This window comes from Yoonia sp. 72, assembly GCF_034652275.1.
Taxonomy (GTDB): Bacteria; Pseudomonadota; Alphaproteobacteria; order Rhodobacterales; family Rhodobacteraceae; genus Yoonia.
Genome location: NZ_JAXIWG010000001.1, coordinates 650,638 through 677,632, shown reverse-complemented (window position 1 = coordinate 677,632; position 26,995 = coordinate 650,638). Strand labels below are relative to the sequence as shown.

General features: G+C 61.3%; 38 protein-coding genes. 26 read left to right on the top strand and 12 right to left on the bottom strand.

Annotated elements, in window-relative coordinates; translation table 11 throughout:
• Window positions 1-16 precede the first annotated feature (16 nt).
• The 10 genes from VCK47_RS03510 to VCK47_RS03470 all read right to left on the bottom strand — a co-directional run bounded on the left by VCK47_RS03510 (window position 17) and on the right by VCK47_RS03470 (window position 5,286).
• Window positions 17-586: a hypothetical protein gene (locus tag VCK47_RS03510; protein WP_322889335.1), complete on the bottom strand. Its 570-nt coding sequence runs from the start codon at window positions 584-586 to the stop codon at window positions 17-19.
• Window positions 587-591: 5 nt separating this feature from the next.
• Window positions 592-1,689, bottom strand: coding sequence for a hypothetical protein (locus VCK47_RS03505; RefSeq protein WP_322889334.1), 1,098 nt, complete (start codon window positions 1,687-1,689; stop codon window positions 592-594).
• A gap of 169 nt (window positions 1,690-1,858) precedes the next feature.
• A complete protein-coding gene (locus VCK47_RS03500; protein ID WP_416236641.1) occupies window positions 1,859-2,647 on the bottom strand; it encodes a tyrosine-type recombinase/integrase in 789 nt (262 codons plus the stop codon).
• Window positions 2,648-2,748: 101 nt separating this feature from the next.
• Complete coding sequence (locus VCK47_RS17975; RefSeq protein ID WP_416236640.1) at window positions 2,749-3,033, bottom strand: helix-turn-helix domain-containing protein; 285 nt, start codon at window positions 3,031-3,033, stop codon at window positions 2,749-2,751.
• Window positions 3,033-3,374: a DUF4326 domain-containing protein gene (locus VCK47_RS03495; RefSeq protein WP_322889332.1), complete on the bottom strand. Its 342-nt coding sequence runs from the start codon at window positions 3,372-3,374 to the stop codon at window positions 3,033-3,035. Before VCK47_RS03495 ends, VCK47_RS17975 begins: the two co-directional genes overlap by 1 nt.
• A complete protein-coding gene (locus tag VCK47_RS03490; protein ID WP_322890015.1) occupies window positions 3,374-3,649 on the bottom strand; it encodes a DUF2312 domain-containing protein in 276 nt (91 codons plus the stop codon). Before VCK47_RS03490 ends, VCK47_RS03495 begins: the two co-directional genes overlap by 1 nt.
• A gap of 168 nt (window positions 3,650-3,817) precedes the next feature.
• Window positions 3,818-4,168, bottom strand: coding sequence for a hypothetical protein (locus VCK47_RS03485; RefSeq protein ID WP_322889331.1), 351 nt, complete (start codon window positions 4,166-4,168; stop codon window positions 3,818-3,820).
• The gene (locus VCK47_RS03480; protein WP_322889330.1) at window positions 4,162-4,362 is read right to left on the bottom strand and encodes a hypothetical protein; all 201 of its coding nucleotides are present in this window, start codon (window positions 4,360-4,362) and stop codon (window positions 4,162-4,164) included. Before VCK47_RS03480 ends, VCK47_RS03485 begins: the two co-directional genes overlap by 7 nt.
• A gap of 73 nt (window positions 4,363-4,435) precedes the next feature.
• Window positions 4,436-4,663 carry a hypothetical protein gene (locus VCK47_RS03475; RefSeq protein WP_322889329.1) on the bottom strand — a complete coding sequence of 76 codons (228 nt, stop codon included), beginning with the start codon at window positions 4,661-4,663 and terminating at the stop codon, window positions 4,436-4,438.
• 323 nt (window positions 4,664-4,986) lie between these two features.
• Window positions 4,987-5,286: a helix-turn-helix transcriptional regulator gene (locus VCK47_RS03470; RefSeq protein WP_322890014.1), complete on the bottom strand. Its 300-nt coding sequence runs from the start codon at window positions 5,284-5,286 to the stop codon at window positions 4,987-4,989.
• A gap of 95 nt (window positions 5,287-5,381) precedes the next feature.
• Here VCK47_RS03470 and VCK47_RS03465 point away from each other — a divergent pair, with 95 nt between their 5' ends.
• From VCK47_RS03465 to VCK47_RS03435, 7 genes are all read left to right on the top strand, one after another.
• A complete protein-coding gene (locus VCK47_RS03465; RefSeq protein ID WP_322889328.1) occupies window positions 5,382-5,618 on the top strand; it encodes a helix-turn-helix transcriptional regulator in 237 nt (78 codons plus the stop codon).
• Between the two features lie 80 nt (window positions 5,619-5,698).
• Window positions 5,699-5,944, top strand: coding sequence for a hypothetical protein (locus tag VCK47_RS03460; RefSeq protein ID WP_322889327.1), 246 nt, complete (start codon window positions 5,699-5,701; stop codon window positions 5,942-5,944).
• Between the two features lie 417 nt (window positions 5,945-6,361).
• The gene (locus VCK47_RS03455; protein ID WP_322889326.1) at window positions 6,362-7,003 is read left to right on the top strand and encodes an MT-A70 family methyltransferase; all 642 of its coding nucleotides are present in this window, start codon (window positions 6,362-6,364) and stop codon (window positions 7,001-7,003) included.
• Entirely contained in the window at window positions 7,000-7,410 is a 411-nt protein-coding gene (locus VCK47_RS03450) for a hypothetical protein (protein WP_322889325.1), read from the top strand. The genes VCK47_RS03455 and VCK47_RS03450 overlap by 4 nt, the downstream gene beginning before the upstream one ends.
• A 32-nt stretch (window positions 7,411-7,442) precedes the next feature.
• Window positions 7,443-8,042 (top strand): hypothetical protein, encoded by a 600-nt coding sequence (locus VCK47_RS03445; protein ID WP_322889324.1) that lies wholly within the window; start codon window positions 7,443-7,445, stop codon window positions 8,040-8,042.
• 191 nt (window positions 8,043-8,233) lie between these two features.
• Entirely contained in the window at window positions 8,234-8,893 is a 660-nt protein-coding gene (locus VCK47_RS03440; RefSeq protein ID WP_322889323.1) for a hypothetical protein, read from the top strand.
• The gene (locus VCK47_RS03435) at window positions 8,890-9,597 is read left to right on the top strand and encodes a hypothetical protein (RefSeq protein WP_322889322.1); all 708 of its coding nucleotides are present in this window, start codon (window positions 8,890-8,892) and stop codon (window positions 9,595-9,597) included. The genes VCK47_RS03440 and VCK47_RS03435 overlap by 4 nt, the downstream gene beginning before the upstream one ends.
• Before the next feature lie 40 nt (window positions 9,598-9,637).
• Here the strand turns inward: VCK47_RS03435 and VCK47_RS03430 are convergent, their stop codons facing one another.
• Window positions 9,638-10,024, bottom strand: coding sequence for a hypothetical protein (locus VCK47_RS03430; RefSeq protein ID WP_322889321.1), 387 nt, complete (start codon window positions 10,022-10,024; stop codon window positions 9,638-9,640).
• 347 nt (window positions 10,025-10,371) lie between these two features.
• On the opposite strand from VCK47_RS03430, the gene VCK47_RS03425 reads away from it, so the two are divergent.
• The 15 genes from VCK47_RS03425 to VCK47_RS03355 all read left to right on the top strand — a co-directional run bounded on the left by VCK47_RS03425 (window position 10,372) and on the right by VCK47_RS03355 (window position 20,713).
• On the top strand, window positions 10,372-11,178 hold the full coding sequence (locus VCK47_RS03425) for a DNA adenine methylase (protein ID WP_322889320.1): 807 nt from the start codon (window positions 10,372-10,374) through the stop codon (window positions 11,176-11,178).
• Between the two features lie 35 nt (window positions 11,179-11,213).
• Complete coding sequence (locus VCK47_RS03420) at window positions 11,214-11,606, top strand: HNH endonuclease signature motif containing protein (RefSeq protein ID WP_322889319.1); 393 nt, start codon at window positions 11,214-11,216, stop codon at window positions 11,604-11,606.
• A 138-nt stretch (window positions 11,607-11,744) separates the two neighbouring features.
• Entirely contained in the window at window positions 11,745-12,185 is a 441-nt protein-coding gene (locus VCK47_RS03415; protein ID WP_322889318.1) for a P27 family phage terminase small subunit, read from the top strand.
• Window positions 12,172-13,839 (top strand): terminase large subunit, encoded by a 1,668-nt coding sequence (locus tag VCK47_RS03410; protein ID WP_322889317.1) that lies wholly within the window; start codon window positions 12,172-12,174, stop codon window positions 13,837-13,839. The genes VCK47_RS03415 and VCK47_RS03410 overlap by 14 nt, the downstream gene beginning before the upstream one ends.
• Window positions 13,836-15,113, top strand: coding sequence for a phage portal protein (locus VCK47_RS03405; protein WP_322889316.1), 1,278 nt, complete (start codon window positions 13,836-13,838; stop codon window positions 15,111-15,113). The genes VCK47_RS03410 and VCK47_RS03405 overlap by 4 nt, the downstream gene beginning before the upstream one ends.
• Window positions 15,110-16,024 (top strand): S49 family peptidase, encoded by a 915-nt coding sequence (locus tag VCK47_RS03400; RefSeq protein WP_322889315.1) that lies wholly within the window; start codon window positions 15,110-15,112, stop codon window positions 16,022-16,024. The genes VCK47_RS03405 and VCK47_RS03400 overlap by 4 nt, the downstream gene beginning before the upstream one ends.
• A gap of 91 nt (window positions 16,025-16,115) precedes the next feature.
• Window positions 16,116-17,423 carry a phage major capsid protein gene (locus VCK47_RS03395; protein WP_322889314.1) on the top strand — a complete coding sequence of 436 codons (1,308 nt, stop codon included), beginning with the start codon at window positions 16,116-16,118 and terminating at the stop codon, window positions 17,421-17,423.
• A 77-nt stretch (window positions 17,424-17,500) separates the two neighbouring features.
• Complete coding sequence (locus VCK47_RS03390; RefSeq protein WP_322889313.1) at window positions 17,501-17,812, top strand: hypothetical protein; 312 nt, start codon at window positions 17,501-17,503, stop codon at window positions 17,810-17,812.
• Window positions 17,813-17,847: 35 nt separating this feature from the next.
• The gene (locus VCK47_RS03385; RefSeq protein ID WP_322889312.1) at window positions 17,848-18,417 is read left to right on the top strand and encodes a head-tail connector protein; all 570 of its coding nucleotides are present in this window, start codon (window positions 17,848-17,850) and stop codon (window positions 18,415-18,417) included.
• Window positions 18,402-18,764: a head-tail adaptor protein gene (locus VCK47_RS03380; RefSeq protein ID WP_322889311.1), complete on the top strand. Its 363-nt coding sequence runs from the start codon at window positions 18,402-18,404 to the stop codon at window positions 18,762-18,764. The genes VCK47_RS03385 and VCK47_RS03380 overlap by 16 nt, the downstream gene beginning before the upstream one ends.
• Complete coding sequence (locus VCK47_RS03375; protein ID WP_322889310.1) at window positions 18,748-19,203, top strand: HK97 gp10 family phage protein; 456 nt, start codon at window positions 18,748-18,750, stop codon at window positions 19,201-19,203. The genes VCK47_RS03380 and VCK47_RS03375 overlap by 17 nt, the downstream gene beginning before the upstream one ends.
• Before the next feature lie 4 nt (window positions 19,204-19,207).
• Window positions 19,208-19,594, top strand: coding sequence for a tail completion protein gp17 (gene gp17 / locus VCK47_RS03370; protein WP_322889309.1), 387 nt, complete (start codon window positions 19,208-19,210; stop codon window positions 19,592-19,594).
• A gap of 11 nt (window positions 19,595-19,605) precedes the next feature.
• Complete coding sequence (locus VCK47_RS03365) at window positions 19,606-20,043, top strand: phage tail tube protein (protein WP_322889308.1); 438 nt, start codon at window positions 19,606-19,608, stop codon at window positions 20,041-20,043.
• A complete protein-coding gene (locus VCK47_RS03360; protein ID WP_322889307.1) occupies window positions 20,040-20,390 on the top strand; it encodes a hypothetical protein in 351 nt (116 codons plus the stop codon). Before VCK47_RS03365 ends, VCK47_RS03360 begins: the two co-directional genes overlap by 4 nt.
• An 89-nt stretch (window positions 20,391-20,479) precedes the next feature.
• Window positions 20,480-20,713 (top strand): hypothetical protein, encoded by a 234-nt coding sequence (locus VCK47_RS03355; protein WP_322889306.1) that lies wholly within the window; start codon window positions 20,480-20,482, stop codon window positions 20,711-20,713.
• Between the two features lie 31 nt (window positions 20,714-20,744).
• Here the strand turns inward: VCK47_RS03355 and VCK47_RS03350 are convergent, their stop codons facing one another.
• Window positions 20,745-21,140 carry a hypothetical protein gene (locus VCK47_RS03350; RefSeq protein ID WP_322889305.1) on the bottom strand — a complete coding sequence of 132 codons (396 nt, stop codon included), beginning with the start codon at window positions 21,138-21,140 and terminating at the stop codon, window positions 20,745-20,747.
• 67 nt (window positions 21,141-21,207) lie between these two features.
• Between VCK47_RS03350 and VCK47_RS03345 the strand changes: the two genes are divergently transcribed.
• The 4 genes from VCK47_RS03345 to VCK47_RS03330 are packed head-to-tail and all read left to right on the top strand — an operon-like array spanning window position 21,208 to window position 26,994.
• On the top strand, window positions 21,208-24,528 hold the full coding sequence (locus tag VCK47_RS03345; RefSeq protein ID WP_322889304.1) for a phage tail tape measure protein: 3,321 nt from the start codon (window positions 21,208-21,210) through the stop codon (window positions 24,526-24,528).
• A complete protein-coding gene (locus VCK47_RS03340; protein WP_322889303.1) occupies window positions 24,528-25,427 on the top strand; it encodes a hypothetical protein in 900 nt (299 codons plus the stop codon). Before VCK47_RS03345 ends, VCK47_RS03340 begins: the two co-directional genes overlap by 1 nt.
• The gene (locus VCK47_RS03335; RefSeq protein ID WP_322889302.1) at window positions 25,427-26,491 is read left to right on the top strand and encodes a hypothetical protein; all 1,065 of its coding nucleotides are present in this window, start codon (window positions 25,427-25,429) and stop codon (window positions 26,489-26,491) included. Before VCK47_RS03340 ends, VCK47_RS03335 begins: the two co-directional genes overlap by 1 nt.
• On the top strand, window positions 26,491-26,994 hold the full coding sequence (locus VCK47_RS03330; RefSeq protein WP_322889301.1) for a hypothetical protein: 504 nt from the start codon (window positions 26,491-26,493) through the stop codon (window positions 26,992-26,994). The genes VCK47_RS03335 and VCK47_RS03330 overlap by 1 nt, the downstream gene beginning before the upstream one ends.
• Window position 26,995 lies beyond the last annotated feature (1 nt).

Genomic DNA, 26,995 nt, shown 5'->3' with positions numbered 1-26,995 from the left:
GTTTCATCACTAATTATTAAAAAATAGCAGCTTGAAGCTGAGGCCACATACCTCCTTGGAAGTAACTCACCTCAGCATTAAACTCTCCACCTTCGTTTGCCACCGACTGCAAGGCATTGTGGAGAGGTATAGACATATCCTCGATCTCGCCGCGTGAGAGACGATTCGTCACGGCGATGAGACCTTCTAGAGCTTCACGATACTCATGCTTTGCGTTTTCGATACGATTGCTAGGTGAGCGCAGACCAGCTAATGACGAAATCGCCTGTTGAGCCTTAAGTCTTAATGCTCCCAACTCTTCGTCCAAAACCATAGGAGTGTTTGGATTTAAGAGTGAGTCCCTAAATTGTTGAGCGTCTTGTAAGAGAGTTCCTTGCGCATTCTGTAAGTTATTGTAATCTCTAGTCAAATTTTCACTGATGTCTTGACCTAAAACATACGCTGACCAGAGCAACGCCGCAACTGTAAGGCTTATGCTCAGTATCCACCTAGCCCAGACGACCCAACGAAATAGCCAAGTCCCTTGGATCCACCGCCATGCGGCAGAGTACTTTTTTGTTAGGTCTTGCTGCTGTTCAGTTGCCATGGGTGTCATTGCAAAATACGAGCTGTTCCTTGTGGTTTTGTCTGGTTCCGTTGGAGGCCGTCCTGAAGCCCCTCTAGATACTCACTATAGCTCGGATATCCAGATGTCGCGAAAAAATCTGTCAGTGCGGTTGCGCTGGCCTGAATAATCTCCGTATTTCCACTTGGTTCTTTGCTGTTTGCGACATCAACATAGCCTTGAGCGATCAGACTGCCAGCAGTCGCAAGGGAAATGCCGCTGGCCGCCACGATCCCGAGCAATTTGACGCTGAAAGTTGCAAGGCCCCTAGACTCGAGAGATGCGCGACCATCAGGGCTGTTGATCGTTGCATGAAGATATGGTGCGTTTTTCACTCGTCGCGCCCATGTGACGCGCCCAGGCTCGAGAACTTCGCCTGTCTCAAGAAAATGCTCAATAGCTATGTGTAGGTCAATCATCTGACCTAAGACAAGGGCGTCAAAGTCAGCCGTGTTTGCCATCACGCCCGCCACGAAGTCTTTGTCTCGCTGGTAATCGCCATACGCGAGGCGAAGTATCCTGTCTTCTGAATGCCCCCCAATAGCCTGTATCGCGCTTGTCGACCGAGCTGCAGCAACGACATCAGCAGGGAGGGTCAACATAGGAACCTTGCTGACAATTTTGACCGGGCGAGAAAGGAAATTTAGTCCAGTATAGTGCCCACGGCCTTGAACGCGGACCCTGTTAGCAGTTCTTGAACCAAGTTCAGCTAAAACTGCTTTACCCGTGATCGCCCTCTCGGGAATTACAACCAAGCTATCTTCTGGCAACTCCCAGAGGATTTCATTCGCGGCGTTTCTAAGCCTCGTCCGCGCACCTTGTGCCCCAGCCTCAAAATCTTGACCCGTTCGGTAGTGATCCAAATTTTCGGGCGGGCGTGGTGCCCGAGCCTTAGACTTTGGTCGTTTTGCCCATCTTCGCATAACCCTTGCTCTCTCAAGCATGGCCGCGATCTGATCGGCTTCAGGCAGACCTTGCCCGTCAGGAACGTCCAAAAAAGGCAAATCGACAGGAAGAAGCGAACGCTGACTTACATCTTCGTAAAATGCATACCGAGCCCCTGGGTGAATTAAGTTGACCTCCATATGGTCGTCAAGCACCCTTGTAGCGAGGTCGATTTTTAAAATTGGCAAATTAATACACCCGCGATTCGAACTGACAGAATTTACGGCGTACGGTTGCACAAGATCTGCCGCAGATACTAGCAGTCTTAAGTTTTAAGCTGATTGTAAATCGGTTATGTGCTGATCAGTTCTATTTAGGTGAGTTGTACACAGCTTTTAGCGTGATGAAATCCAGCACATTGACCGCGTCTTGCATATGTTCTGGCCTGAACCGCCCATAGACCTGCTCGGTTGTAGACGTGTTGCTGTGCCCAAGCACCTGGGCAATCTTCTGCATTGGGACCCCGGCAGCCAACATTGTAACAGCCGCAGTGTGCCGGCAGTCGTGGATCCGCATGTGGCCGATTCCTGATCTTTCCAGCGCGGCCGTGAAGCCCTTACGAATGCATTTGATCGGCCCGCCTTGGTACTCGATCACATAGTCCGTCAACGCCACCTCGCGCGCCGTCGCCAGCGCTGCTCGGGTAGAACCGTTCATTGGCAGCACAGCGCGGCCCTTGCGGGTGACACTGTCTCCCAGGCGCAGGTTTATGATTCCACCCTCAATGTCCACCCGATCCCAAGTGAGATCGAGGATCGCGCCGACCCGCGCAGCTGTGCCGAGAAGCAGGATCACAGCCAGCCGCACGTGCGGATCATGGCAGCCGTCGACAAGTTTGTTCATCTCGGCAGGCGTAAGGATCCGCATATCCGTCTGGGGCTTCTCTGGTCGCCAAATGGCAGGAGCCTTCTCAAGCATCGAAACCTTTACAGCGAAATTCAATGCGCCACGCAGATGGCCCAACTCTGTGTGCACCGTCCCTTGTGATTTCCCCGCCGCGCGACGTTTGCGATCATAGTCACGGCACATTTCGCGCGTGATCTGGTCGGGCCGATATTGTCCGAAAACCGGCAGAATCGCCTTTCCGGTATAGCTCATCGTCGTCGCCATCGGTTTGGAACCCAGATCGAGGCGATAGGCTTCCCAAATCTCGGACACACGGCAGAGGCCGGGCGTGAAGGTATGTCGCCGATAGAGATCTAGCGCCTCTGGCCCTGCTTCCTCTCGGGTGCGTGCCTTAAGCTGATGACGTGTGCGTTTTCCATCAACGCGCCAATAGGCGCAGAAGCCGCCTCGCAGCCTTCCGATGCTGATTTCTGGCATGCTTCGATCCTTTCCACTTCTTGTGCCGGTATGCGATATAGCCGCCCCCCCGGCCTGAAATGCGCAAGCTCGCCCGCCTGGCACATGTTGCGGATCGTAGTAGCGCTGACTTCCCACCGCATGGCAAGGGTTTCGGGTGTGAAGGGACGTTGTTGGGTCATCACACGCCTCCTGTGAAAATGCCGCGTTCGCGGGGTGTGCGTTCTGCGTTCGCGATCGCCAACAGCACATCGGCATGGCATGGCTTATCGAGGGCGCACCAGCAGCAGAGATCCTTGCCGCGCAGCTCGCGCTTGATACGCTTCACCAGTTCGGCCCGTTCGGGGCGTGCCAGATAAGCGCGGTAGAGCTGCACCAGATAGGCGTGGTCAGGGTTGGCGCCGTCGCCCTGGTAGGGGTTGGCAAAAGGCCGGCTGCCCGATCCGCGCGTCACGACGACAGCGCCCTCGGGCTTGCGCCATCCGACGGTGCGGCGCAACTGAATGCGTTTGGGCTGTTGCATCATGCCATCCCCAGTGCGGTCATGTAGAGATCCATCACGGCCTGCTCTTCGGCCAGATCGTTAGCGTCGCGCTTGCGAATGGCGATGATCTTGCGCAGGACCTTCGTGTCGTAGCCACGGCCTTTCGCTTCGGCCATGACCTCTTTTTGTCCGTCGGTGATGTCCTTCTTTTCGGCCTCGAGGCGCTCGAAGCGCTCGATGAATTGCCGCAACTCTTCGGCGGCGACAGACGTCGCCTGATCGCGTACGGCTTCGTCGGCGGCTGTTTCCTTCATCCGGCCTTTCTTGTCTTTCACCTGGTCGACCACCTTCCCGAGCATCTCCATCGTGAATGGCGGCTTCGTCTGGCCATCGGGCGTGGTCAGGGTCATCGTCACTTCTGGCATGTTATCCATCCTGTGTTTCAGGCTCCGATTGCTGTCGAGGCTGATTACCTACCTCGGTCACTCAGCGGCCAAGGCATCGGCAGGCGTCATCCGCCACGCAGCCTTGGCCCAGTCCGCGGCCAGCTCGTCGAATGTCGCACCGGTGGCGGAGCATTGCAGCATGTCGAGCTGATAGTCGGCAGGACCCCAGTTCGAAATGCGCCCGCCTTCGGCATCGATGCGCGACGGTTCGATCAATGTGCCGCCGAAGCCGACGACTGCGTTGCGGATGATCGTTTCGGCCTGATCGGGCTTGGCGCTGAGCAGCAGTTCCATGATCTGGGCGCGGAAGCGGGCTGCGACGATGGGGCTGGTCTGGGTCAGGTGCGCGATAAAGGCGGCGTCGGCATTTGCAGGCAGGATCACCATGCTGCACCGCCGATCTGTGCGCACACTGTGGCAAGGTCGGATGCGCCGGCATAGGCGACGCCAATCAGGAAGCCGCTGGCGAACAGGGCCGCGTGACCTGCGCGAGACCACATCCTGTCGCGCCGGTCGCGCTTATCGAGTTCGCTGCGCAGGTTGGAAAAGCGGGCGGGCATTGTATCGGTGCGGGCCCTCATACGTCACCACCTTTGCGCCCATGCGCGATGACGAGCGCCAGCGCGCCAATCAGCACCAGATCGATCGCGCCGATCATGCGGCACCGCCGATCAGTGCAGGGTGGTAGATCGCAGCGGCATCACGCTCCTGCGGCGCCATCGCAGCGACGCGGGATTGATGCATCGTCTGGCCGCGGGCTGTCTTCAGGCAGGCCCAAGCAAAAAGGCGCTGCTGGCGGGTGTATTCACCGGGGGACAGGACGACAGCGGCAGCGTCGGAGACGCGGGCCGCGTGCTGGGGGAAAGGGCAGAGGTTCGACATTGTGACGCTCCATCAGGTGGCTGATGGGGCAATCTGTTTCACAATGTGCAACATGCGGTCAATATAGTTATTGCACTTTGTGCAACAAGCCATGCTCAGTCTCCGACCTCTGTAAACCGTCTTCAATCTAAGTACCTGAATTTTTGCGCGTTTTAAGCGGGCTGGGCAAGAGCCTCCAGACGGCGCGAGGGAGGGCCGATTTGCTCTGGAAAAAGGCGGATGTTCTGGTTACGTTCTAAATATTCAATTGTGAGGTGTGATGACCGAGGGTGAATTCATAAGAAAAATCCGAGTTCTGACGCCTCAGCAGATGGATGCCTTCCTCAGTCTCTTGCGAGATCACCTTCCTGAGCTAACTCGAGAAGGCCCAGAAGCTGAGCGTGCTTGCTCGCGGGAATCTGACGAAATATCTGAATAAGCTCTCGTTCAACCGGCGTCATATCTTCACTAAAGATGTCTGAAAGTGACACTTTTAGCGCCTCAGCGCATTTTTTATAGGTCTCTAGCTTTGCTGTCGCAGCGCCAACCTCAGCTCTTTGAATAGTTGCGGCCGATAGCCCCACCATCTCCCCGAGTTCCCTCTGGGTCAGTCCGCGCAATTCTCGAATTCTTGCCAAGTTCATATTCACAGTGTGCAACAGGCAAAGTCGTCTGGCAAATTCGTGATGTGCAACAAGTCAGTTGACGGCTTGTTGCATGATGTGCAACAGATGCGGCTATGAGCGAACTTCTTGAGTACCTGAGAGAGCGGCAGATCAGTCAGCGAGCGTTTGCACGCAGCGTTGGCGTCGACCCAAGCATCATCTCGCGATTGGTAGGGCGCACCATGCGTCCAAGTCTTGATCTTGCTGTAGCGATTGAGCGGCAGACCTCGGGATCGATTATGGCTGCATCTTGGATAGAAGCAGAAACCGCTGGTGTCGAAGGTGCCCAAACCCAAGAGGACGCGGCATGACCGCGTCCCCCTGCCTTTCATGTGCTGCTTCGATTCCATGTTCGCTCTCACAAGGTGAAACATGGGATCGGAAATCAGGAATGTCTCCACGAAAGTTTTCCAGCCGCACGCGCGCGCTGACGTACCGCGAACACTTTGCCCGCCGGTGGGCGGATTTTCTGCATGAGGAGTTCGCCTCGCCCGAGGAAGCCGCGGCGCTGTTTGGCGTTGATGGCACGACGGCCAAGAAATGGTGGGCGGGCAGTCATTCGCCCAGCGGGTTCGTCGTTGGCCTTGCCATTGTCGAGTTTCAGGACAGGGCCGTGGCCATGTTGCGGGGGTCCTGATGTGGGCCATGTTGCGCGCGATCACGCGGATCGAACTGCTGGCGGCGATGCATCTTGGCACCGTCGGCGACTGGTGGGCTGCATCTGCAGCCCGTCGGCTGAGAAAACTTTCCGAGAGAGTTCAGGGTGGGGGCCGGTGATGACTGCCCCGATCGGGATCACCAATAACCGGCGCCCTTCCTCTTTCCGAGGCGGCGCGTCCGGTTCTGTCCGTCGCGCCGCCACCGCCGCGCGGCCACCTGCGGGTCCGACCTTATCGGTTGGACCCGCTTTTTTGAACATCGGGCCGGGGTCTGATCCTTTCCCCTGGATGGCCATACCGGGGGGGCGTGGTTGGCCCTGTGATGTGCCCCCCGACCTCCCTGTTGAACTGCGGGGGCGGGCGGTGCCTGTCCCCGTCTTTTCGGGGGTGGCCGCATGACCGTCCTGCAATCCTTCATCGAACTGCGCCCTTCGGGCGGATTTGATCTTATCATGGCGGACCCGCCCTGGCGCTTTGACAACTGGTCCGAGGCAGGCGAGGAGAAGAACGCAACAGCGCATTATGGCTGCGAAGGGATCGACTGGATCAAGGCGTTGCCAGTGTCTGCGCTGGCAGCACCTGACTGCCTGCTGTGGCTCTGGGCCACGAACCCGATGCTGCCCGAGGCGCTAGCCTGCGTCGATGCCTGGGGCTTTACCTTCAAGACGGCCGGCACATGGGTCAAGCGCACGACGCGGGGCAAGGATGCCTTCGGCATGGGCTACATCCTGCGGTCATCGAACGAGCCTTTCCTGATCGCCACGCGCGGCGCGCCGAAGACCACCCGCGCGACCAGATCTACCTTGCCGACCTATGACGACGGGTTCCATTCCTTGGCCGAGGGTAGCGACTGGCCGGCCGGATCGATCACGATCGAGGGGCGCGTGCGCGCGCATTCAGAAAAGCCTGAGGAAGGCTTCGCCGCCTGCGAGGCGCTGATGCCGCATGCGCGCAGGCTGGAGCTGTTCAGCCGCACCACGCGCACGGGCTGGGCTGCTTGGGGCAACGAGACAGGCAAACTGGGGAGTGCTGCATGAAACATGACACCACAGGCTTTGACGCGCCGCGGCCAAAGCTGCGATCGATGATCGCGGAACAGCATGCGGATCAGTCGGACCGCCTGCCTTGGCCGAAAGACTGGTTCGAGACCACCGACAGCGGCCAGATCGCCGCCTGCCGCGCGCTTTGGGCCGCTGCCCTGACAGCCTGCATCAAGACAGCCCTCGGCATCGATGGCGAGTACACCCGCCGCTATGGCCAGAACGACGCCCGCCTGCGGTCAACGGCATGGTTCCGGAGCAGGGACTTTTACACGATGTGTGCCCTGGCCGGCCTCGACGGTCCCGCCTGCGCCGAGCGGCTGTCAGATCCTGAGAGGCGGCCCGAAGTCATGCGCATGCTGATGCACAAGAACATCGACAAGACGCGGCTGGGGAGGATGTGATGGTGGCTGCACCCGCATTGCAGGTGGTCGATGTGGCTGACCTGCCGGACTATCCGATCGACACGGATGCCAGCATGGCAGCGCATTACTTCACCACGTTCTATCACGACCGCTGGCTGAACAGTGAGCTGCATCTGACTGGCTCGCTCGAGGTGCAAGCCTGTGCGTTGAACCTGTTTTTCATTGCTCAAAAGCAGACGCCTGTCGGCACGCTGCCGGATAACAACGCTATCCTCGCCCGCCTGCTGCGGATTGACCTTCAGCTCTGGAAGGACCTGCGCGCGCGGGTGCTCAGCCCTCTGCACAAGTGGCGACGCTGCCGGTGCGGCGACGAAATCAGGCTGATGCATCCTGTCGTGACCGAGGTCCTGTTGCAGGCGCTCGGCCGGCGCGAGGCGCGCGAGGCTAGCAATGCCGAAAAGGCCGTCTATCAGCGGCTACAACGCCTGCGCAGCGCGATGCGGGACATGGGCCTGTCCAAGGACGTGATCCGTGATGACCGACTGGTCGAGCGGATCGATGCCTGGATGCTCGAGAACGTCAAAGGCCAGCGCCGCCGGCCTGCATATGACGCTGCAATTTTGCACGCATCAAAGATGCAATGGTTTGGAGGGTCCGGGGCCACGCGATAACGCGTTGATTTTCCATACTTTGATCTGTTCCAGAACAGTTCCAACTGAGTTTTACACAGTTTGGAACAGTTCTGCATAAAGAAAAGAAAAGAAAAGAAAATCAAAAGAAAGAACACAGAACGGAACAGAACGATGGCTGGTGTAGCGCCTGACAGAGAGCGGGTCAGGCTGAGAAAAAGGAAGGTGGGCAGATGCAGACGACAGTGACAGAGAGCGAACAGGTGGCGGGCCAGAAGGGGCCGGTACCGGACAATGAGGGCGGCGTGGCGCAGAACAACCGTGACCGGGTGCGGTGGCTGCTGTTCGATCCGCTGGGCTTCCGGTTTCCACGCTTCATCGATGCGGAGGCCGCCAAGAAGGCGCTGAACCGGATCGCCGATGATCTGGCCTATCTGAGCGATGCGAGCCTGACCGCGTTGCGCGACATCATGCGGACCAAAGGCGAAGGATCCTCACGGAACTTCTGGCCGGATCATGCCACCTTCATCGGCTTTGCCGAGGTCATCCAGCGCCGCCCGATCGAGGACCTGCCCGCGCTGTCCAGCTGGTTCGGCTCGATCGAGGGGCCGCGCGCTGCGATGCAGGGCATTCTGGTCGAGACGTTCCTGTTCATCGCCGACCGCAAGATGCCGCCCGTCACCGACGGCGCGCGTCGGCAGGTGGCGTCCAAGGCTGCCGAGAATGCCCGCCGCCTGCAGATCATCGCCGAGCGCCGCGCGGCCGAGATGGCGATCGACGCGGGTGAGCTGGAATTTGAACGCTGGTACCGCGACCAGCAGGCGCGGTGCGAGGCGCTGATGCGCAGCGAACGGGCCAAGCGTGGGCACACGGATGGCGAGGTGGTGGCATGAGTGCGCAGCGCAAGGAGAGCGCCGTTGTTCGCAGCTATCTGGCGGACGAAGTAGACCGCATCGCCCAGATCAAGGCGCGGTCGGCTCGGCCAGATGGCTGTGGCCCCGAGATCGTCGATGTCGCGCCGGCGCGCGGGCCGGTGCAGCGCTTCCAGCCGCGTGAAGTGGTGATGACCGAGGCGGGGAATGTTCGGGTCACGCGATCGGGGCATAACGGGCATGACGCGCTGCGCCGTGGCGACGCCTTCGACGTGATGATGGAGAAAGCGCGGGGACGTGCTGGCAAGGATGCTCCGCCACTATTCACAGCTGGCCAGATCAGCGCGGGCCGTGACTATGCCGCGCTGCATGAGCGGTGCGCTGCAGCTGGCGTTCGCTGTTCCTCGGTCGAAGCACTGGGCGGCGGTGGCGGGCAAGGGTCATTCATTGATGCCGTGATCCGAGACAGTCGTCGTCTTGCCGCGCTCGATCGCTCAGTTGGCAATGAGGTAGTGTTGTCGCCCCGCGGCGCGCAGGCGCAAGCTGATCGCGGTCGCCGGGTTGTGCGTGCGTCGGATCTGGTGCTCGCTGTCTGCGTCGAAAACCTCACGATCAGCCAAACCTTGAACAGGTACGGATGGCCGCGAACTCCCGCTGCGGTCAAAGCCGCAAGGACAGGTCTGTGTGCTGCGCTGGACAGGATGCAAGGATACCTTGACGAATGATGATCAATGTTTCCGTTCTCGGCTATTGGTAGGTCTGAGATCAGTGCCTGATCGGGACTTTAAACGACTTGGCACGGGTTTCTGCCCATTTTTGCCGATCTTTCAGGAACTGTTCCATGAGGCGTTCTTTTTGCGCGTCCTCTCGGCCGAGGTCATCGTATATTTTTTTCGCGGCGTTTGAACGTTCGTGCGCTATTTTTTCGTTTTGTTTAGCGACGTCCAGTGCCTTTAAGAGTTCCTGGCGTTTAGCTTCGTATCTTTCCAACTGCTCTTCGCTTGCACCTGTTTCTGCACTTGGCTCCGACAACTCAAGTTCTTCGAGTTCCGATTCTAACGCCCTACGCGCACGCTGCGCATCATATACGTCGCTAACCGCCTCAAACATTAAATCCCAGCCTGGTGCTTTTGTCGGCTCTTTCTTTGACATGATCTTTACCTTCGTTTGACAGATTATTTCCAAGCATCAGTGTACAAGATGTAGTTGACAAAAGCAGTCCACAGAAACTACATCTATTGTCATCATCTTAAGTTGCGCCCGCCGGATCACACCGCTGCGGGCGTTTGTGTTTGATCTACCCGACATCGATGGAGTGCCGCATGCACCAGGCAGGGGAAGGCCCTGCGCAACTGCCCGTCCCGTTCGGGCGGGGGTGGCGTTTGACCACCACCACGCAGCGTGATTGGAACCCAGCTGCGCCGACATCGTGTTCAGAATATGTCGCCCGACTCTCGCGAGAGTGGCGCCCTGCTATTCTGGAATCAGAACCTATGACAATGACTAAAGTCCGGGCCGCCGCCCCGGTGGCCGCATGGCTTGGTGGCAAGAAAGCACTGCATCAGAAGATCATTCAATTCATCGACGCCATTCCGCATCAGACCTATGTGGAACCGTTCGTGGGCATGGGCGGCGTTTTCCTGCGCCGCACCTGGCAGCCCCGCCTCGAGGTCGCCAATGACCGCAACGGAGAGATCACCAATCTCTTCCGGATCCTGCAGCGGCACTATCCGCAGTTCATCGACGTGATGAAATACCAGATCGCCTCGCGGCGTGACTTCGAACGGCTGCGCGAGACCGATCCGTCCATGCTGACCGATCTGGAGCGGGCCGCGCGGTTCCTGGTTCTGCAACGGCTGGCCTTCGGCGGGCAGGTCAACGGGGTGTTCGGTGTCGCGCCAAGCACCGCGCCGCGGTTCAGCCTGGCAAAGCTCGAGCCGCTACTTGATGCGGCGCATGCGCGCCTCGACGGTGTGGTGTTCGAGAACCTCGACTGGTGCGACGTCATCGCGCGTTACGACACAGACCAGACGCTGTTCTATCTCGACCCACCCTATTTGGGCGGCGAGAACGACTATGGCAAAGGCCTGTTCGACCGCGACCAGTTCGGCCGCATCGCGCAATCCTTACGTGACATGAAGGGTGCAGCCATCGTGTCGATCAACGACCGGCCCGAGGTGCGCGCGCTGTTCGATGGGTTGGAGATGCACGAGGTGACGCTGCGCTACACGGTCTCGTCCAAGGGTGCGACAGAAGCGTCCGAGCTGATCATCATCAACCGCGAGGTGCGGACCGGTCTGCTTTAGGCCGGCTGCACCCGCTTCATCCGGAAGGGGCCGCCATGGCGATCCGCAAGGTCTGCGCAGCACCTGGCTGCGATGACATGGCGGTGCCTGATCTCGCGCATTGCGAGGAGCACGAGGCTGCGCGGCAGGCCAAGCTCGCGGCCAGTCGCAAGGCAGCGAAAGGTTCAGAGGTCGCGCGGGCCGGCATCGCGCTTTATCGCACCGAGCGGTGGCGCGAGGCGGCCAAGGCGCATCTGCGGCGTCATCCGCTGTGCCGCGACTGCGAGGAGCTTGGTGCCTTGGTCGAGGCGCGCGAGGTCGATCACATCGTGCCGCACCGTGGCGATCCGGTGAAGTTCTGGGACCGGACCAACTGGCAAGGGCTTTGCAAGTCCTGCCACAGCCGCAAGACGGCTGGCGAAGTGCTGCGCAGCACGGCGAAAGGCTGACCAATGCGACCGCCGCCCAAGAGGGGGGTGGTCGAAAAATCAGGGCGGCAAACAGAAGACCGGCGGGGTTACCTTTTCTTTCACGGCCGCGAAATTGGGAGAAAAAGCCACAAGGAATAAGCCAGAGGAGGCAGCAAGATGAAGGGTCGCAAGCCACAACCAAGCAACGTGATCCCGATGAAAGGGGCCGCACCGCGCCATGCGCCCGAGGCGCCCGAATTCCTCAGCGAGCAGGGCCGCAAGGTTTGGGAAGAGCTGGCACCCGTCATGGTCATGAAGGACCGGCTCGAGCCGCACCACGTCTACCAGTTCGCGGCCTATTGCGAGAGCGTGTCGAACTTCATCGCGGCGACCCATGCGCTGGCCTGCGAGGGGATGTATTACGACACGATCACCCGCAACGGAAAGCAGCAGAAGATCACTGCGGCCAGCAGGCTGCAGGAAGGGGCGATGGCGACGATGCGCCAGAACGGGGCGCTGTTCGGGCTGTCGCCTGTCGATGATGCCCGTCTCAAATCCGGCGCGCAGGGGGACCTCTTCGCCGATGTGCTGGACCAGTTGAAGAATGGAACCGATTGATCACCCCGTCTCGCGCTACGCCACCGGCGTGGTGGCGGGCGACATCATCGCAGGCGATCTAGTGCGCATGGCCTGCGAGCGGCATCTGCTGGATCTGGAAACCGCCAAGGACCGGGGCCTCTACTTTGATTGCAATGCGGCCACGATGGTCACGCGCTTTGCCTCGATGCTGCAGCACACGGCAGGGCCGATGGCAGGCAAGCCGCTGCACCTCGAACCATGGCAAGTGTTCCGGCATGGCTCGGTCTTCGGGTGGAAGCACGCGGAGACCGGGCTTCGGCGGTTCCAGTCCACCTATCACCAGGTGGGCAAGAAGAACGGCAAGACCACTGACACGGCAGTGCCGATGATCTTCACGCAGCTCTTTGACGGCGAGGAAGCGCCGGAAGGCTATTGCGCAGCGACCACGCGCGACCAGGCGGGGCTGCTCTTCAAGGGCATCAAGCGGATCATCCGCCGCTCGCCGTTCTTGGGCGCGATGATGAAGGTCTGGCGGACCTCGATTGTCACGCCGAAGTTCGACGGGCAGATCGCCTGTCTCTCGCGCGAGGGCGACAGTTCGGACGGAATCAACCCGTCGTTTCTGGCGCGCGACGAGATGCACCGCTGGACCGACCGCGAGCTGGCCGAGACGATTGTGGAATCGATGATCGCGCGGGCGCAACCGATCGACTGGGTTATCACGACGGCGGGCCATGATCGCGGATCGCTCTGTGGCGAGCTGCGCGGCTATGGCGAAAGCGTCCTGCGCGGCGATGTGAAGGATGACAGCTTCTTTGCCTATATCGCGGAGCCGCCTGCGGATTGCGATCCGACGGATCCGCGCTCCTGGGCAATGGGCAATCCGAACCTCGGTGTGAGCAAGCAGCGGGGTGCGATGGAAAAGAGCCTTAACCGGGCGCTGGCGATTCAGGGGCAGATGCCGAACTTCCGGCGGTTCCACCTGAACCTCTGGACCGAAGGCGCGGAAAGCTGGATCGCGCGGGATGTATGGGACCAGGGGCTGGCGGCCGCACCCTTCGATGTCGAAATGCTCTATGGTCGCAAGGCGTGGGTCGGGCTGGATTTGTCGAACAAGGTCGACACCACGGCGATCGTGGTGGCGGTGCCGGTGGACGGGCTGATCTACCTGATCGCCTACACGTTCCTGCCCGAAGGCCCGAAGGGGTTCATCGCGCGGGCGCAGTCGGAAAAGCGCGAATATGTCGGCTGGCGCGACGATGGCTGGCTCGAGATCCACACCGGCGGCAGCATCGACGAGCAGCAGCTGGTCAACCGGCTCGAGATGATCCGGCAGAAGTTCGACCTGCAAGAAGTGGCCTATGACCCTTGGGGCATGAAATATCTGGCGCAGCAGCTCGACAAGCGGCGCTTTCCGATGGTCGAGCACCGGCAGGGCTATGCCTCGATGTCGAACCCGATGAAGCGTTTCGAAGAACGCGTCGCGCAGAACCGGATCCGGCATGGCGGCAATCCGGTGCTGGCCTGGCAGGTCGGCAATGTGCATCGCGACGAGGATGCGGCCGAGAACGTGAAACCGAACAAGAAACGCTCCAGCGGACGGATCGACGCCGCGGTCGCGGCCATCATGGCGGTCGGGCGGGCTGAAGCAAACGAAGGCAAGCGCAAGGCGCGGGAGATTGAAACGGTATGAAGATCCTCGACCGCATCACCGGACGCACGGCGCGCGCGCAAGAGCGGCCCGTCGCCCGGATCGAGCCGCAGCTGTCGGCCTCGGCCACGCCAGTATCCGGCACGGCCCAGCCCGAGACCTGGCTGCGCAACACCGGGTTCGGCGGGCAGAGCCGTGTCAAATCGCTGCCGCATGTCTCGCCCGACATCATGCAGCGGCACGCGACGGTCTTTGCCTGCTGCAACATCATCGCGGGCGACATGTCCAAGGTGCCGGTCAAGCTCTACCAGCGCGATCTGGACGGCAAGGAAACGCGGGTGCGCGAGCATCCGGCCGCCTATCTGCTGAACGTCGAAAGCAGCCCCGGCGTTGCGGCGATCACGGCGCGGTTCGCGCTGAACTATGCCTTCTGCCTGCGCGGGCGGGCCTATGCCTTTGCGCCGCGCGACGGTGCGGGCGAGCTGGTGATGATCGACACGATCAAGCAGCAGAAGGTTGCCGAGCTGAACTATGGCCGCAGCTGGTTTTACGACTTCGAGGATGGCGACGGCATCCAGCGTCGCGCACCCAGCCGGTCGATGCTGCATATGCGCTACATGGCCGAGGATGGCTGGACAGGGCGCAGCCCGCTCGAGGTCGCGGCCGAAAGCATGGGGCTGGCGCTGGCGGGGCAGGAGGCGGCGGCGCGGGCGGCATCGGGCACGCAGATGCGCGCCTTTCTGAAAATGGAAGATGTCTACGAGGACGACGAGGATTTCCGCCGCAACGCGCTGCGGGTCCGCAATGCGCTGAACGATCCTGAGGCGAACGGGATCCCGATCATCGGGTCGGGCGATGACATCACGAGCCTCGATCTGTCGGCCGCCGATCAGGAGCTGCTGTCGTCGCGCAAGTTCGACCGCGAACAGATCGCGGCGATCTACCGCGTGCCGCCGTCGAAACTGCAGCTCCTGGAGCATGGCGTCAAAGCCAACGGCCAGCAGCAGGCGATCGATTACAAGTCGGACTGTCTGCTGCACTGGGCAGGCTTCATCGAAGGCCAGATGCGCATGGGACTGCTGACCGAGGCCGAGCGGCGCAGCGGTCTGTTCTTTCGGCACGACTTCAACGCGCTGCTGCAGTCGACGACCAAGGAACGCTACGACGCGCTGATCAAGGCGGTGGGCGGCCCCTTTATGACTTGGAAGGAAGCGCGCGAACTCGACGGGCTTCCCGAACTGCCCGCGGGCGAGACGCCCTATCCGCCGCCCAACATGACGCGGGACGACGACACAAAAGAGGAAGGCGAGACATGAGAAACACGATTGCAAGCTATATCGGCGCGCAGGCGATGGCGGTCGATGTCGGGTTCGGCACCGGCCTTCTGGGCATGGCGCTGCCCACGGCGGAGGTTCCCGTCGCGGCCTTCAGCGCCGCTGGCGTCACGATCCAGCGCGGCGAACGCTTTGCGGTCTCGCGGGGGGTCGGTGTCATGCCGGTGCGCGGGATGTTGACGCCGAACTCCGAGATCCTCGAGCGGTATCTTGGCTGGTCCACCTATGTGGGGATCGAGGACACGGCGGCGCTACTGGCGGCGTCCGACGAGGTCGCAGCCGTGGTGCTGGAATTCGACAGCCCCGGCGGTCTGGTCATCGGCATGGACGCGGCGGTTGCGGCGGTCGCTGCCTTGGCAAAGGTCAAGCCGGTCTACGCGATGGTGAACCCGCTGGCCGCTTCCGCCGCCTATCACATCGCCAGCCAATGCACCTCGATCACGGTAGCACCGGGCGGCGTGGTCGGATCGATCGGCGTGGTGCGCGCGGGGTCTTGGCCGGTGCAGCCGGACATATACGGCGAGGCATGGTCGATCGATCTGTCCACCCATGCCCGCGCCAAATGGCCGAACCCGACGACTGAAGCGGGCAAGCGCGAGATTGCGCGTTCCTTGGATGAAAGCGAGGCGCGGTTCCATGCGAATGTCGCGGCGGGCCGTGGCATTGATCCGGCGGCGCTGACCGCGCAGCTGTCGGTCACCGATGATCCGGCGGATGGCGGTGCGATCTTTTATGCCGAAGAGGCCATCACGCGCGGCCTTGCCGACAGCCAGGAAACCCGCGCCGCATTTTACGACCGCGTGATGTCCGCACACGCGCCCGCCCCGAAGGGCCAAGCCAGAAGCGCTTTTGCAGCCCGCGCGGCCGCATCCGCCGCACTCGCCCTTACCTGAACCACGCCGCCCGCGTGTTTATCGGCCCTGCCATCCGGCGGGGTTTTTGTCGTGCCGCGCGAGAGCGGGCCATTTCAATGGAGAAGCCACCATGCCTAAAGACCTCAACGACCTGCGCCGCGACCGGAAAGCTGCCGCCGCAGCCATGCAGACCTGCGCCGATAAGATCGCCACACTCGAGGCGGCGGAAAAGCCCGATGCCACCGCGATCGCAGCGGCTGTCGCGGAGTTCGAAACCGCGGAAGCCGCGTTCAAAGATGTCAGCGCCCGCGTTGCCCGTGCGGAAGCCGTCGAGGCGGCACAGGCCGCCGCTGCCGGTGATGGTGACGTGCAGGACCCGCCAGCACCACGTCCTGCCGCCACAGCGAAAAACCCTGAACATGCGGGGATCGAGATCGGCTTCATGATGTCGGCTCTCGCCAACACCAAGGGTGACAAGGACAAGGCGGTCAAGCAACTTGAAAAGGACGGGCATAGCGGGATCAGTGCCTCGCTCAGCGGCGCGACCGAAGGGGCAGGCGGCGTGACGATCCCGCGCGCGCAGGCGACCGACATCATTGGCCTGCTGCGCGCCCGCGTGACGGTTCGCGCCTCGGGTGCGCGGACTATCGACATGCCCGCCGGTCAGCTGCGCCATGCGCGGCAGTCCTCGGCCGCGACCGCATCCTATGGCGCGGAGCTCGCGCCGAGCGCGCCAAGCCAGCCTGGCTTTGATGCCGTCCAGCAGAACTTCAAGAAGCTGACCAGCCTGGTGCCGATCTCGAACACCCTGCTGCGCCAGTCCAGTGTGGCCATGGCGATGCTGGTGCGCGACGACATGCTGCGCGTTATGGCGCTGCGCGAGGATCTGGCCTTTCTGCGCAATGACGGGACCGGCGATCTGCCCAAAGGTCTGCTGTCCTGGATGCCGGCTGCGAACTTCGAGACGGGTGTCGCGGCCACGGCGGCAGCCGCCGAAGCAGCCGTGCGCCGCGCCGTTGACCGCGTCGAGGAAGGCAATGTCGCCATGGTGCGTCCGGGCTGGATCATGCGGCCATCGGCCAAGAACTGGCTCGCGAACCTGCGCGATGCGAACGGTAATCTGCTGTTCCCCAGCATCGACCAGAACGGCACGCTGCGCGGCTTTGCGATCCAGACCACGACGCAACTGCCCAACAACCTCGGTGTCGGCACCGACGAGACCGAAGTCATATTTGCCGACTTCGACGAGATCATGATCGGTGACAGCCTTGTCGTCACCATCAGCAGCTCGACCGAGGCGGCCTATGTCGAAGGCGGCGAGACGAAGTCGGCATTCCAGAAGGACCAGACGCTGATGCGCACGGTCGCCGAGCACGATCTGGCACCCGCGCATGACGCGGCGATTGCTGGCTTTCGTGGCGCGGGCTGGTCGCTCTGACCCAACCCATGAAACCCGACGCCTCCGCATGACGCGGGGGCGTGACCCTTTCAATAATCTCTGACGGAGACACCCCTATGAAAACCGCAATCAAGTTCACCAGGCACTATGACCGCTACAATCCCGGCGACATCGCAGGGTTCGAGGCTGACGTCGCCAAGCGCCTGACCTCCGGCGAAAATGCTGTGGCCGTGGCCTATGACGCCAAGGCCGAGGCCAAGATCGCCAAGGCGGCGACCACGTCCACGGCTGACCTCGACGCCCGCGAACAAGCCCTGGCCGCTAAGGAAGCCGATCTGGCGGCCCGCGAGGCGGCGCTGGCTAATGCCAAGCCCGCTGGCGGTGCCGCACTGCCGCAGCAGGGCAAAACCAAGGAAGCGACCAGCTGATCGGCAATAACTGAACACGAACGCGGGGCAGCGGCATGAGAGCGACAAGCGAGATCGGCCTGGCGGTGACGGCGGAAGAGGTCCGCCGTGCCGTCCATATTACCGAAGCGGCAGAGGATCCGCTGATCGAGGCCTATCTGGCTGCGGCGCAGGAGGTGGTCGAGACCGCCTGCCGCCGCCCGTTGCTGCCCCGCGACGTGATCATCGAGACCCGATACCAGGGCGGATCCTGCTGGTGGTTTCCAGTGGCGCCTGTCCAGGCGCTGACGGGGATCGAGGTGCTGGAACGTGACGGGACTTGGGCCGAGCGCGACACTGACGATGTCGTGCTGGCATCCGCCTTCGATGAACCGAAGATCCTGTTCGGCGAGGCGACACTGGCCGGTGTGCGGGACGGCGCGCCGGTCCGTGTGACGGCGTCTGTCGGGTATCCCGCAGGCGCGCTGCGCAAGGGCATGTGCCAGGCGATCATCATGCTGACCAAGGAATGGTACGACGCCGGCATCGCGGTCGAGCAGACAGCGGAGATCAAGGTCTCCTTCGGTGTCGAGCGGCTGATCAAGCAGAACCGGTACAAGCGGCCGGCGGAATGGGGGCATGGCTGATGGCGGCCAGTCTCGATTGGCTGGTGCAGTTCCGGCGCGCGGCGACGATCCCGACGGCATTCGGCCCGCGTGAAGGTGTATTCGCCGATCATGGATCTCCGGTCTGGGCAAGCAAGCAGGATTTCTCGGACGGCGAGCGGTGGCGGGCGGGCGAAGTCTCGGCCCAGATCACCACGCGGTTCGTCGTGCGGTGGTCCGCCTTCACGGCCGCGCTGCGCCCGACCGACCAGCTGGTCTGCGGCGGCGTCACCTACGAGATCACCGGCATCAAGGAACCGATGGGCCGCCGCCAGTGGCTCGAGATCACAACAGCAGCAAAGGTGGATGCCCATGCGGATGAAGACTGAAGGGTTCAAGGAACTTGATGACGCGCTTGGCGAACTGAGCAGGGCGGCAGGCAAGGGCGTGTTGCGGCGCGCACTCCTGAGCGCGGCACAGCCGATGGCGGCCCTGGCGAAAAGCTACGCGCCCGACGATCCCAACACAGGCGGCTTCGATCTCAAGACCTCGATCATCGCTGGCACCAAGCTGTCGCGCGCCCAGACCAAGGCGCACCGCAGGATGTTCCGCGATGATCGCGCTTCGGTCGAGGTCTTTGTCGGCCCCGGCCCGTTGCCGCAGGCGATCCAGCAGGAGTTCGGCAACATCAATCACGGACCGCAGCCCTATCTGCGGCCAGCCTTCGACCAAGATGCGGGGCCGCTGGTCGACCGGTTGGGCGAGGAACTGGCGGGCGAGGTGACCAAGGCCGTTAGGCGTGCCCGTCGCAAGGCGCTGAAAGGCTGACGAAATGGAAGAGTCAATCCTCGCGATCCTCGCCGCCTCGGCGGCCGTCACTGACATGGCGGGTGACCGGATCAACTTCGGCGCCAATGTCCAAGGCGCGCGCTATCCGCGGATCGTGATGTTCACGATCGACGACGCCGAAGGCCACAACCTCGACGGGCCGGACGGTCACTCCGTCGGCCGCGTCCAGGTCGATTGCTATGCCCTGTCCTATGGCGAGGCCAAACTGCTTTCCCGCGCTGTGCGTGCCGTTCTCGACGGATATGCGGGCGACGGGTTCCAAGGTGTTTTCCACGCGCTGTCGCGGGACACACGCGAGGGCGGATCAAACGAGGCCGAACGGCCTTATCGCGTCTCGCTCGACTTCATCACCCACTACAACCCAACCTGACGGAGGCTCATATGAGCAAACAAATCATCGCCTACGGGGCAACCGTAGAGCGTTCCAACGACGGCGTGACCTGGGAGAAGATCCCCGAATGCAAAGGCGTCGCCGTGCCGGTGGTCGAGACCGAGTATCTCGACGCCACGTCCCTCGACAGCCCGAACGGCTTTCGCGAATACGTCAAAGGCATGAAGGATGCCGGCGTGATCAGCGTGCCCTGCGGCTATACGGCGGACGGCTACGAGCAGCAGCTGGCAGACCAAGCGGAGGAGGCGCCGATCTTCTACCGCACCACGATGAAAGCGGCGGTGGGGCAGACGACGGGCGACATCTTCGAGTTCAAGGGCTTTCCAACCCCGATGCTGGAAACCGGCGCGCTTGGCGAACTGGTCGGCATGTCCATCAGCATCCGCACCACTGGCGATGTGGAATGGACGAAAGGGACCGCAGCATGATCGGCAGCGTCGAATTCGAACTGGATGGCAAGGTCCAAACCATGCGGATCAGCACCAACGCGCAGGTGCGCTACCAACGGGCTGCGGGCGAGACCTTTCTCACTGGCCTTGCAGCAATTGAGAAAAGCCCATCCGACACCGAGCGCCTGCGCCGCCTGATCTGGGCGGCCTTGTCGCATGTTGACGGGCTGACCGAAGATGCAGCCGGTGACATCATGGACGAACTGGGGATCGAGGTGGCCATCGGCAAACTGTCCGAAGCCGTCGCCGCTGCCTATCCCAAGGCTGCAGCGGATGCAGTGGGAAACGGCGCGGGGGCAGCGAACAAGTCCCTCTCGAAGAAGTAGACCCGATCAGGGAACTGCTGGGCCAGTGGTGCGCCGCTGGCCTGCAGTACGAACGGTTCTGGCCGCTGACGATCTCGGAAATCCTGCTGGTGCTTGAAGGCGAGCACAAGCGCCATATCAGCCAGCACGATCATGCGCGGATCCGGAACTATGAGCTGGCGCATTGGCTGATCTATGCGCAGCACGACCCCAAGAAGATGCCAAAGTTCGAGCAGACGGTCGCCGGCGCGGGTTCGGATGCAGGCAAAGTAAAATCGGACGAAGCGGATCAGGCGCAAGTGCGTGGGTTTTTCATCGGGATGGCGTTGCGGCGTAAAAGATGAGCATTGTCGTCACAGCTAACGTTTTGATTGCTTACCGTTGTAGAGCAGTGACCAATCCGTTTTGTGTGTAAACGTAAGGGCCAAATTGCCCCATGACATACTGTTTATTCACACCAGAGGATGTCGTCGTTGTATTGACGTCGAAATAAGGACCCCAAGAGCAAATAGCTACAAGTTCGCTTGCGCCAATCTTTAATGGGCCGCGAAGGATCATTTGCATTTCTTCTGCACTAAACAGCTGCCGCCGCTCTATTTCGGCCAAAACGGCCTGACGGCCTGAGGCCCAGTTGTTCGCGCGCGCAGCTGAGTAGCTTTGACAAAGCGCGATCGGCGACTGTCTCATCAGCATCGTGGCTGTCGGTGGTGGTGGTGGCCCGCAGGCTATCATTACTGACAGTGCAAAAGCGCAAATTGCAATTCGAGCCATGAATATCCCTTTTACAAAGCCTTCACACGCTATTCGTGCATATGCAGTGAGTCAATGAGGACATAAAATGAGCAAAAGTGTCATCGGTTCGCTGCGGGTGAACCTCGGGCTGGACAGTGCCGAATTCACGCGCGGGCTGTCGCAGGCGCAGCGCAAGCAGGGCGATTTTTCCAACTCTCTCACCCGCATGGAAAGTAGCGCTGTCAAAGCGACACGGGGGATCACGCGGGCGCTTGGCGGCCTCGCGATTGCCGCAGCTGGTGCCTTTTCGATCGGCCAACTGGTTCAGCAAATATCGACATTTGAAGCCTCGATGTCGAAGGTCGCAGCGATCAGTGGTGCGACCGAGAGCCAGTTGCGGGCGCTGCGCGACACGGCCCGGACGTTGGGCGCGACGACCGAGTTCTCGGCGGCGCAAGCCGCCGACGGTCTGGGCTTCCTGGCAATGGCGGGATTCAACGCGAAAGAGGCTTTGGCCGCGATCCCGTCCGTTCTCGACCTTGCCACGGCGTCTGGCATGGACCTGGCCAGCACCGCTGACATTGCGTCCAACATCATGTCCGGCTTCGGGATCGAGGCCGGCAATGCGGCGAATGTGTCTGACGTTCTGGCTGCTGCATCGAGCCGCGCGAACACAAATGTCAGCCAGCTGGGGCAGGCCATGTCCACGGTCGCGCCCATCTCCGCGGCCCTTGGCATCGGGCTGGAGGACACCGCCGCAGCAATCGGTGTGATGTCCGACGCGGGTATCCAAGGTGAACGGGCCGGTACCGCGCTTCGTGGTATCCTGGCTGCTTTGGCCGGCCCAACGGCGGCGGCGCAAGAGGCTCTGTCCAACTATGGACTGACGGTGAAGGACGTTGATCCCGCCACGAACGGGCTTGCCGATGTCATGCAGACCCTTGGTGAGCGCGGACTTTCAACGGCTGACGCAATGACAATCTTTGGGCGCGAGGCCGCGTCTGGCGCGTTGGTGTTGATTGATGGCGCGGCGCGGGTTGCCGAATTCGGCAACGAGCTGCGCAACGTCGATGGCGCAGCATCCGACATGGCGAACACCATGCGTGACAACCTCGGAGGCGACCTCACCACGCTGCAATCGACGGTTTCCGGCCTGATCCTTGCGTTTGGCGATGCAGGGCTGACAGATGCCATTCGGGGCGTGATCCGGTTTGTCACGGTCCTGGTCGGCGGCATCACGGATCTCGTGAATGGGGTCTCGGCTGTTGCGCAGATGATCGCCAACAACATCAGCGTTTTCGTCGGGTTCGGCGAGACGCAATCAGCAACGTCGAAGGCCGTCGACAATATCGTTCTGTCGCTGGCTGACGAGGTCTCCGCGATCGCTGCGGTGACGCAAGCCTTGCCGCCGGGTATCGAGTTGAGCCGGCGCGCCGCCGAGGGAAAGCTGCGCGAGGCCAGCGCCATCTATGCCAAGATCGAAGCGGCAAGACAGGAAGCGCGTCAGGCGGTTCTGTCGTCGTCCGAGTTCCGCAGCCTTGGTGTCGAAGTTGACCTCGCCAATGAAGCCTTGGCGGAGAACCGCAACCAGGCGCAGCGCATGGCCGGGGGGCAATTTGCGCCGATCCCGAACGAATATCGCGAGAGCATTGCCCAAACAGCAGAGGTGTTGCGTCGCGCGAGACTTGAGCAAGAGGCTTTGCTGTCCGGTGCTGAGATCGAGACGGACGCCTATGAAGAGGCCGGCCGTCAGATCAAGCGCCTTGAAGATGCGCTTGCCAGCGCAACCGGTGATGTCGTCGTCATGGGCGATAGCCTGATCACCCTCGGCGACCGGGGCGAGGTGATCTTCGGCGATGTCGAGACGGCCGCCAATCTTGCGACCAGCGCAATCGGCGGTGCCGCGCGCGGCGCGATGGAGGATCTGGACAAGGCGGCAGAAGAGTTGGGCAAGACGATGTCAGGGCCACTGTCCTCCGGCGTCGGTGGCGTCGCGGATGCCTTCGGGGATCTGGTCATGCGCGGGTTCAGCGATTTCAAATCCTTCACCGACAGCATTTTGTCGAGCTTCACGGACATGATCCGACAGATGGTTGTCGCGGCGGCACGCAACCGTATCATGCTGAGCCTCGGTTTCGGCGGATCGGTTGCTGGCACGGCAGCATCGGCGGGCACAGGCTTGATGGGCAGTCTCAGCGGGATGGGCGGCAAGCTGGGCGCGCTCGGGACCTTCGGGTCATCGGTCGGCACCGGGCTGTCCGTGGTTGGCAGCGGCTTTGCTGCTGGCGGGTTCTCGGGCGCTGCAACGGCAATGGGTGGTGCCATCAGCGGCGGGTTGGGCATGGGCGGCGCGGCGGGCCTTGGCACCGCCTTGGGTGCGGCGATCCCCGTCATCGGTGCCGTCGCACTGGCCTTTGGTGCGCTGCGCAAGAAAACGACCGAGCTGGACAGCGGCATCAAGGTTGCGGTCGATGGTATGACCGCGACGGTGTCAACCTTCAGCCGGACGCAGACATCAAGGTTCTTCGGGCTAAGCCGCAGAACCAGCACGCAGACCGGTGCCGCATCAGCAGCGATTGCCGATCCCATCCAGGCCGCAGTCACACAGATGCAGACAAGCGTCATGGATGCAGCCAAAGCGCTGAACGTCGCCGGTGGGGCGTTCGATGACTTTTCTTACGAGCTGAACCTTTCGCTCAAGGGCCTGTCCGAAGAGCAGGCGATGGAAAAGATCAACGGCGAGCTCTCCAAGATGGGTGACACCTTCGCGGCGCTCATTCCGCAAATCAACAGCATGCAGGAACTGAACGCTGTCATGGCGCAGCGTTTCGACCTGGAAGGCCGGTTGCTGCAATTACAGGGCGACACCGCTGCGTTGCGTGCGCGCGAATTGGACGGCGTCCACGAGTACAACATAGCCGTCCTGGAACAGATTTTCGCGCTCGAAGATGCGATGCAGGCGGCGCAGGAGGCATCGGAGCGGGCAGCGGCGGCAGCCGCCGCCGCGATGCGGGTGGCGGAAGAGCGTTTCGGTCTCGAGGGCCGGTTGCTCCAATTGCAGGGCGACACAGTCGCACTGCGGGCGCGGGAACTGGACGGTGTCAGCGAAGTCAATCGAGCCATCCTGCAGCAGATATTCGCGCTGGAAGATGCTGCTGAGGCTGCACGTCGTGCCGGAGAACAAGCCGCCGCCGGCAACGCCGCAGTTCAGCGCACGATGGACCTGTTCCGGTCGCCGCTTGCCCTGAACAGTGACCGGTTCACCGACCGGTTCAGCGCCACCATGCAAGCTGCACAGGATCGGCGCGAACTGGTCCAGCAAGAGGCCGAAAGCGCGCAGCTGACCGAACTCAAACTCATGCGCCTCGCGCTCGAGGAACTGCGGCGTGAGACGCGGGACATGCGGTTGTACGGGGAGGGTGTCTGATGTTTATCGGTTCGATCAAGACGCTCGATCTGGCAGACGTGACGTCCAACCTGCCGGAAACGGAGGCACCAGCCTATAACCCGGCCACGACCTATGTCATCGGCAATGAAGTCCTCTACGACCACGTGATCTATGGCTGCCTGATCGATGGGACCATCAATCGACGGCCTGATTTGTTTTCCAGCAGGTTTCAGACGCCGCAGTATTGGCAGGTCAAAGGCCCGACCAACGCATATGCGGCCGTCGATGGGGTGCTGTCCACGCTGACCGAGAACCCGAACGGCAACATCGTCTTCACGATCCGCAATTTCGCAAACATCGCGGGCGTTGCGATCTTCGACGCCTTCGGTGCCACGGCGACGGCCGAGTTCTACAACGCTTCCGATGTACTGGTGGACACCCAAACGATCAATGTCCTCGGCTTCAATCTGAACAGCTATTACGACTGGCTTTTCACCCAGCCTACCTCTGGTAAATCGAACCACATCTTTGACAGTTTTCCGGTGAGCAGCGTTTGGGTCAGGGTCACGATCGGGGGGGATTCAACCCGCCTTGGCGAGGTCGCGATTGTCGATACCGGATATAACGTCGGCAGTGCGCTTTACGGCACGACAATCCGTGTCGCCAGTCGGTCGATCTATGAAGACGACGAATTCGGGGTGCCCCGCTACGTCAAGCGCCCCAGCCGTGTGAACTCGACCTTCGAGATCTACGGCGAGCGCGCGTTTATCGACACGCTCTGGGGGCAACTGCGCCAACTGTCTGGCGACCGGATCGTCTACGAAGCCCAACGCGGGCGCGCGGTGACGACCGGCGTTGGCATCGTGCGCGATATCTCGGTCCCGATCAGCATGCCCTCGGGCTATTTTTTCTCGCTTGAAACAGAAGGGGTGCAGTAATGCCCAGACCTCCCACGCCGAACCTCACGCCCTATACCCATCAATTGCCCGACGTGAACAACCCCGCCACTTGGGCGGAGCGGACACCGTTGTTTTGGACGTGGGTCACAGGGCCGGGTTTCAACAATCTTGACGATCTGCTGGGCTATAGCGAGGATGCGATCGACTTTATCGACGCTGCTCTTGCTGGCAGCGAAACCTTGGTCAATGCCGTCGCGGCCATCCAGACAGGGTTCCTGCCGAAAAGTGGCAATCTGGCGGGCCTGTTGAACACCACCACGGCGCTGACCAACCTCGGCGGTACCACGACGGGGCGGGCGGTATTCACAGCGGCGAGTCAGGCGGGCGCGCGGGCAGCGTTGGGTGCAACGACCGTCGGCGCATCGGTATTCACGGCTACTAGTCCCGAAGCGGGACGTGCCGCCCTAGATGGTCAGTTATTGCTGACAAACGTGACGGGAATTGAGCAAGGGCAGGCTTTGTCTGGTAATCGCTCTGTCTTCCACGATTTTCATGCAAGCGACGATTCTGGTGATTTCTCTGCGCGCATCTTGCGCTTAGCGGGCGCGCACGGCGGCTTCCAGATCACAAACACTGGCACTGGATCGCTCGACTTGGTCAATCCTGATGGCGCTGTCAGAGCTGTTTCGGGTATTTTCAATCAGGTACTGACACCTTCGCTTAACACCAACTTCACTGTTGACGAAAACTCGTACGCACGTCGGGGGACAATCAAGACTTTTGTGGATGGTACGATTGCAGCGCAGGTACCTGCGCTGCTGTCAGAAATCGGCGTCGGCCAGACATGGCAGGATGTCACGGCATCGCGATCGAGCGGTACAAACTACCAGAACACGACAGGTAAGCCGATCGAGGTATCAGTCACCACCAATGGAGTGTCGGGGAACCACGAACTGCGTGTGGGTCCATCTAATCCCGCCACCGTGCGGGCGTCGCAATCCGGTCTGGCCGCCGGAATGATCAGCACAAATCGAGCCATCGTGCCTCATGGCCACTGGTATCGGTATCTCGGCAACATCAATTCATGGCAGGAACTGCGCTAATGGAACACGGATATTTCCACCCTGATCGCGGGTACTGGCAGACGACGAACCAGCCACCGCAGGATATTCTTGATGGCTATCCAGACGGCACGGTTGAAGTTCCGCTCAAGCTGTCCAGCACCCACGAATGGGACGGCGTCGAATGGGTCAAGGTCGTGCCTGATGCCACCGAGGAACACGCCGCCAGGATGGCAGCAATCATCGCAGAGCGCGACAGGCGAATGAGCGCTATAGCCAGCGGCTACAGCCCGATCGAGCGGGAGACATGGCCGGTGCAGGTAGAGGAAGCGAAGGCGATAAAGGCCGATCCGGACGCCGTCACACCGATGCTTTCGCATCTTGCCGCGGCACGCGGCCTCACGGTTGATCAGATGGCTGATCGCGTACTTGACCTGAACGCGGTCTTTGCGACCGCGACAGGGCAGATCATGGCTGCGGCAACCATTCTGCTGGCCATGGACCCCGTCCCTGATGACATCACAGATGACAAGTGGTGGTCCTGAT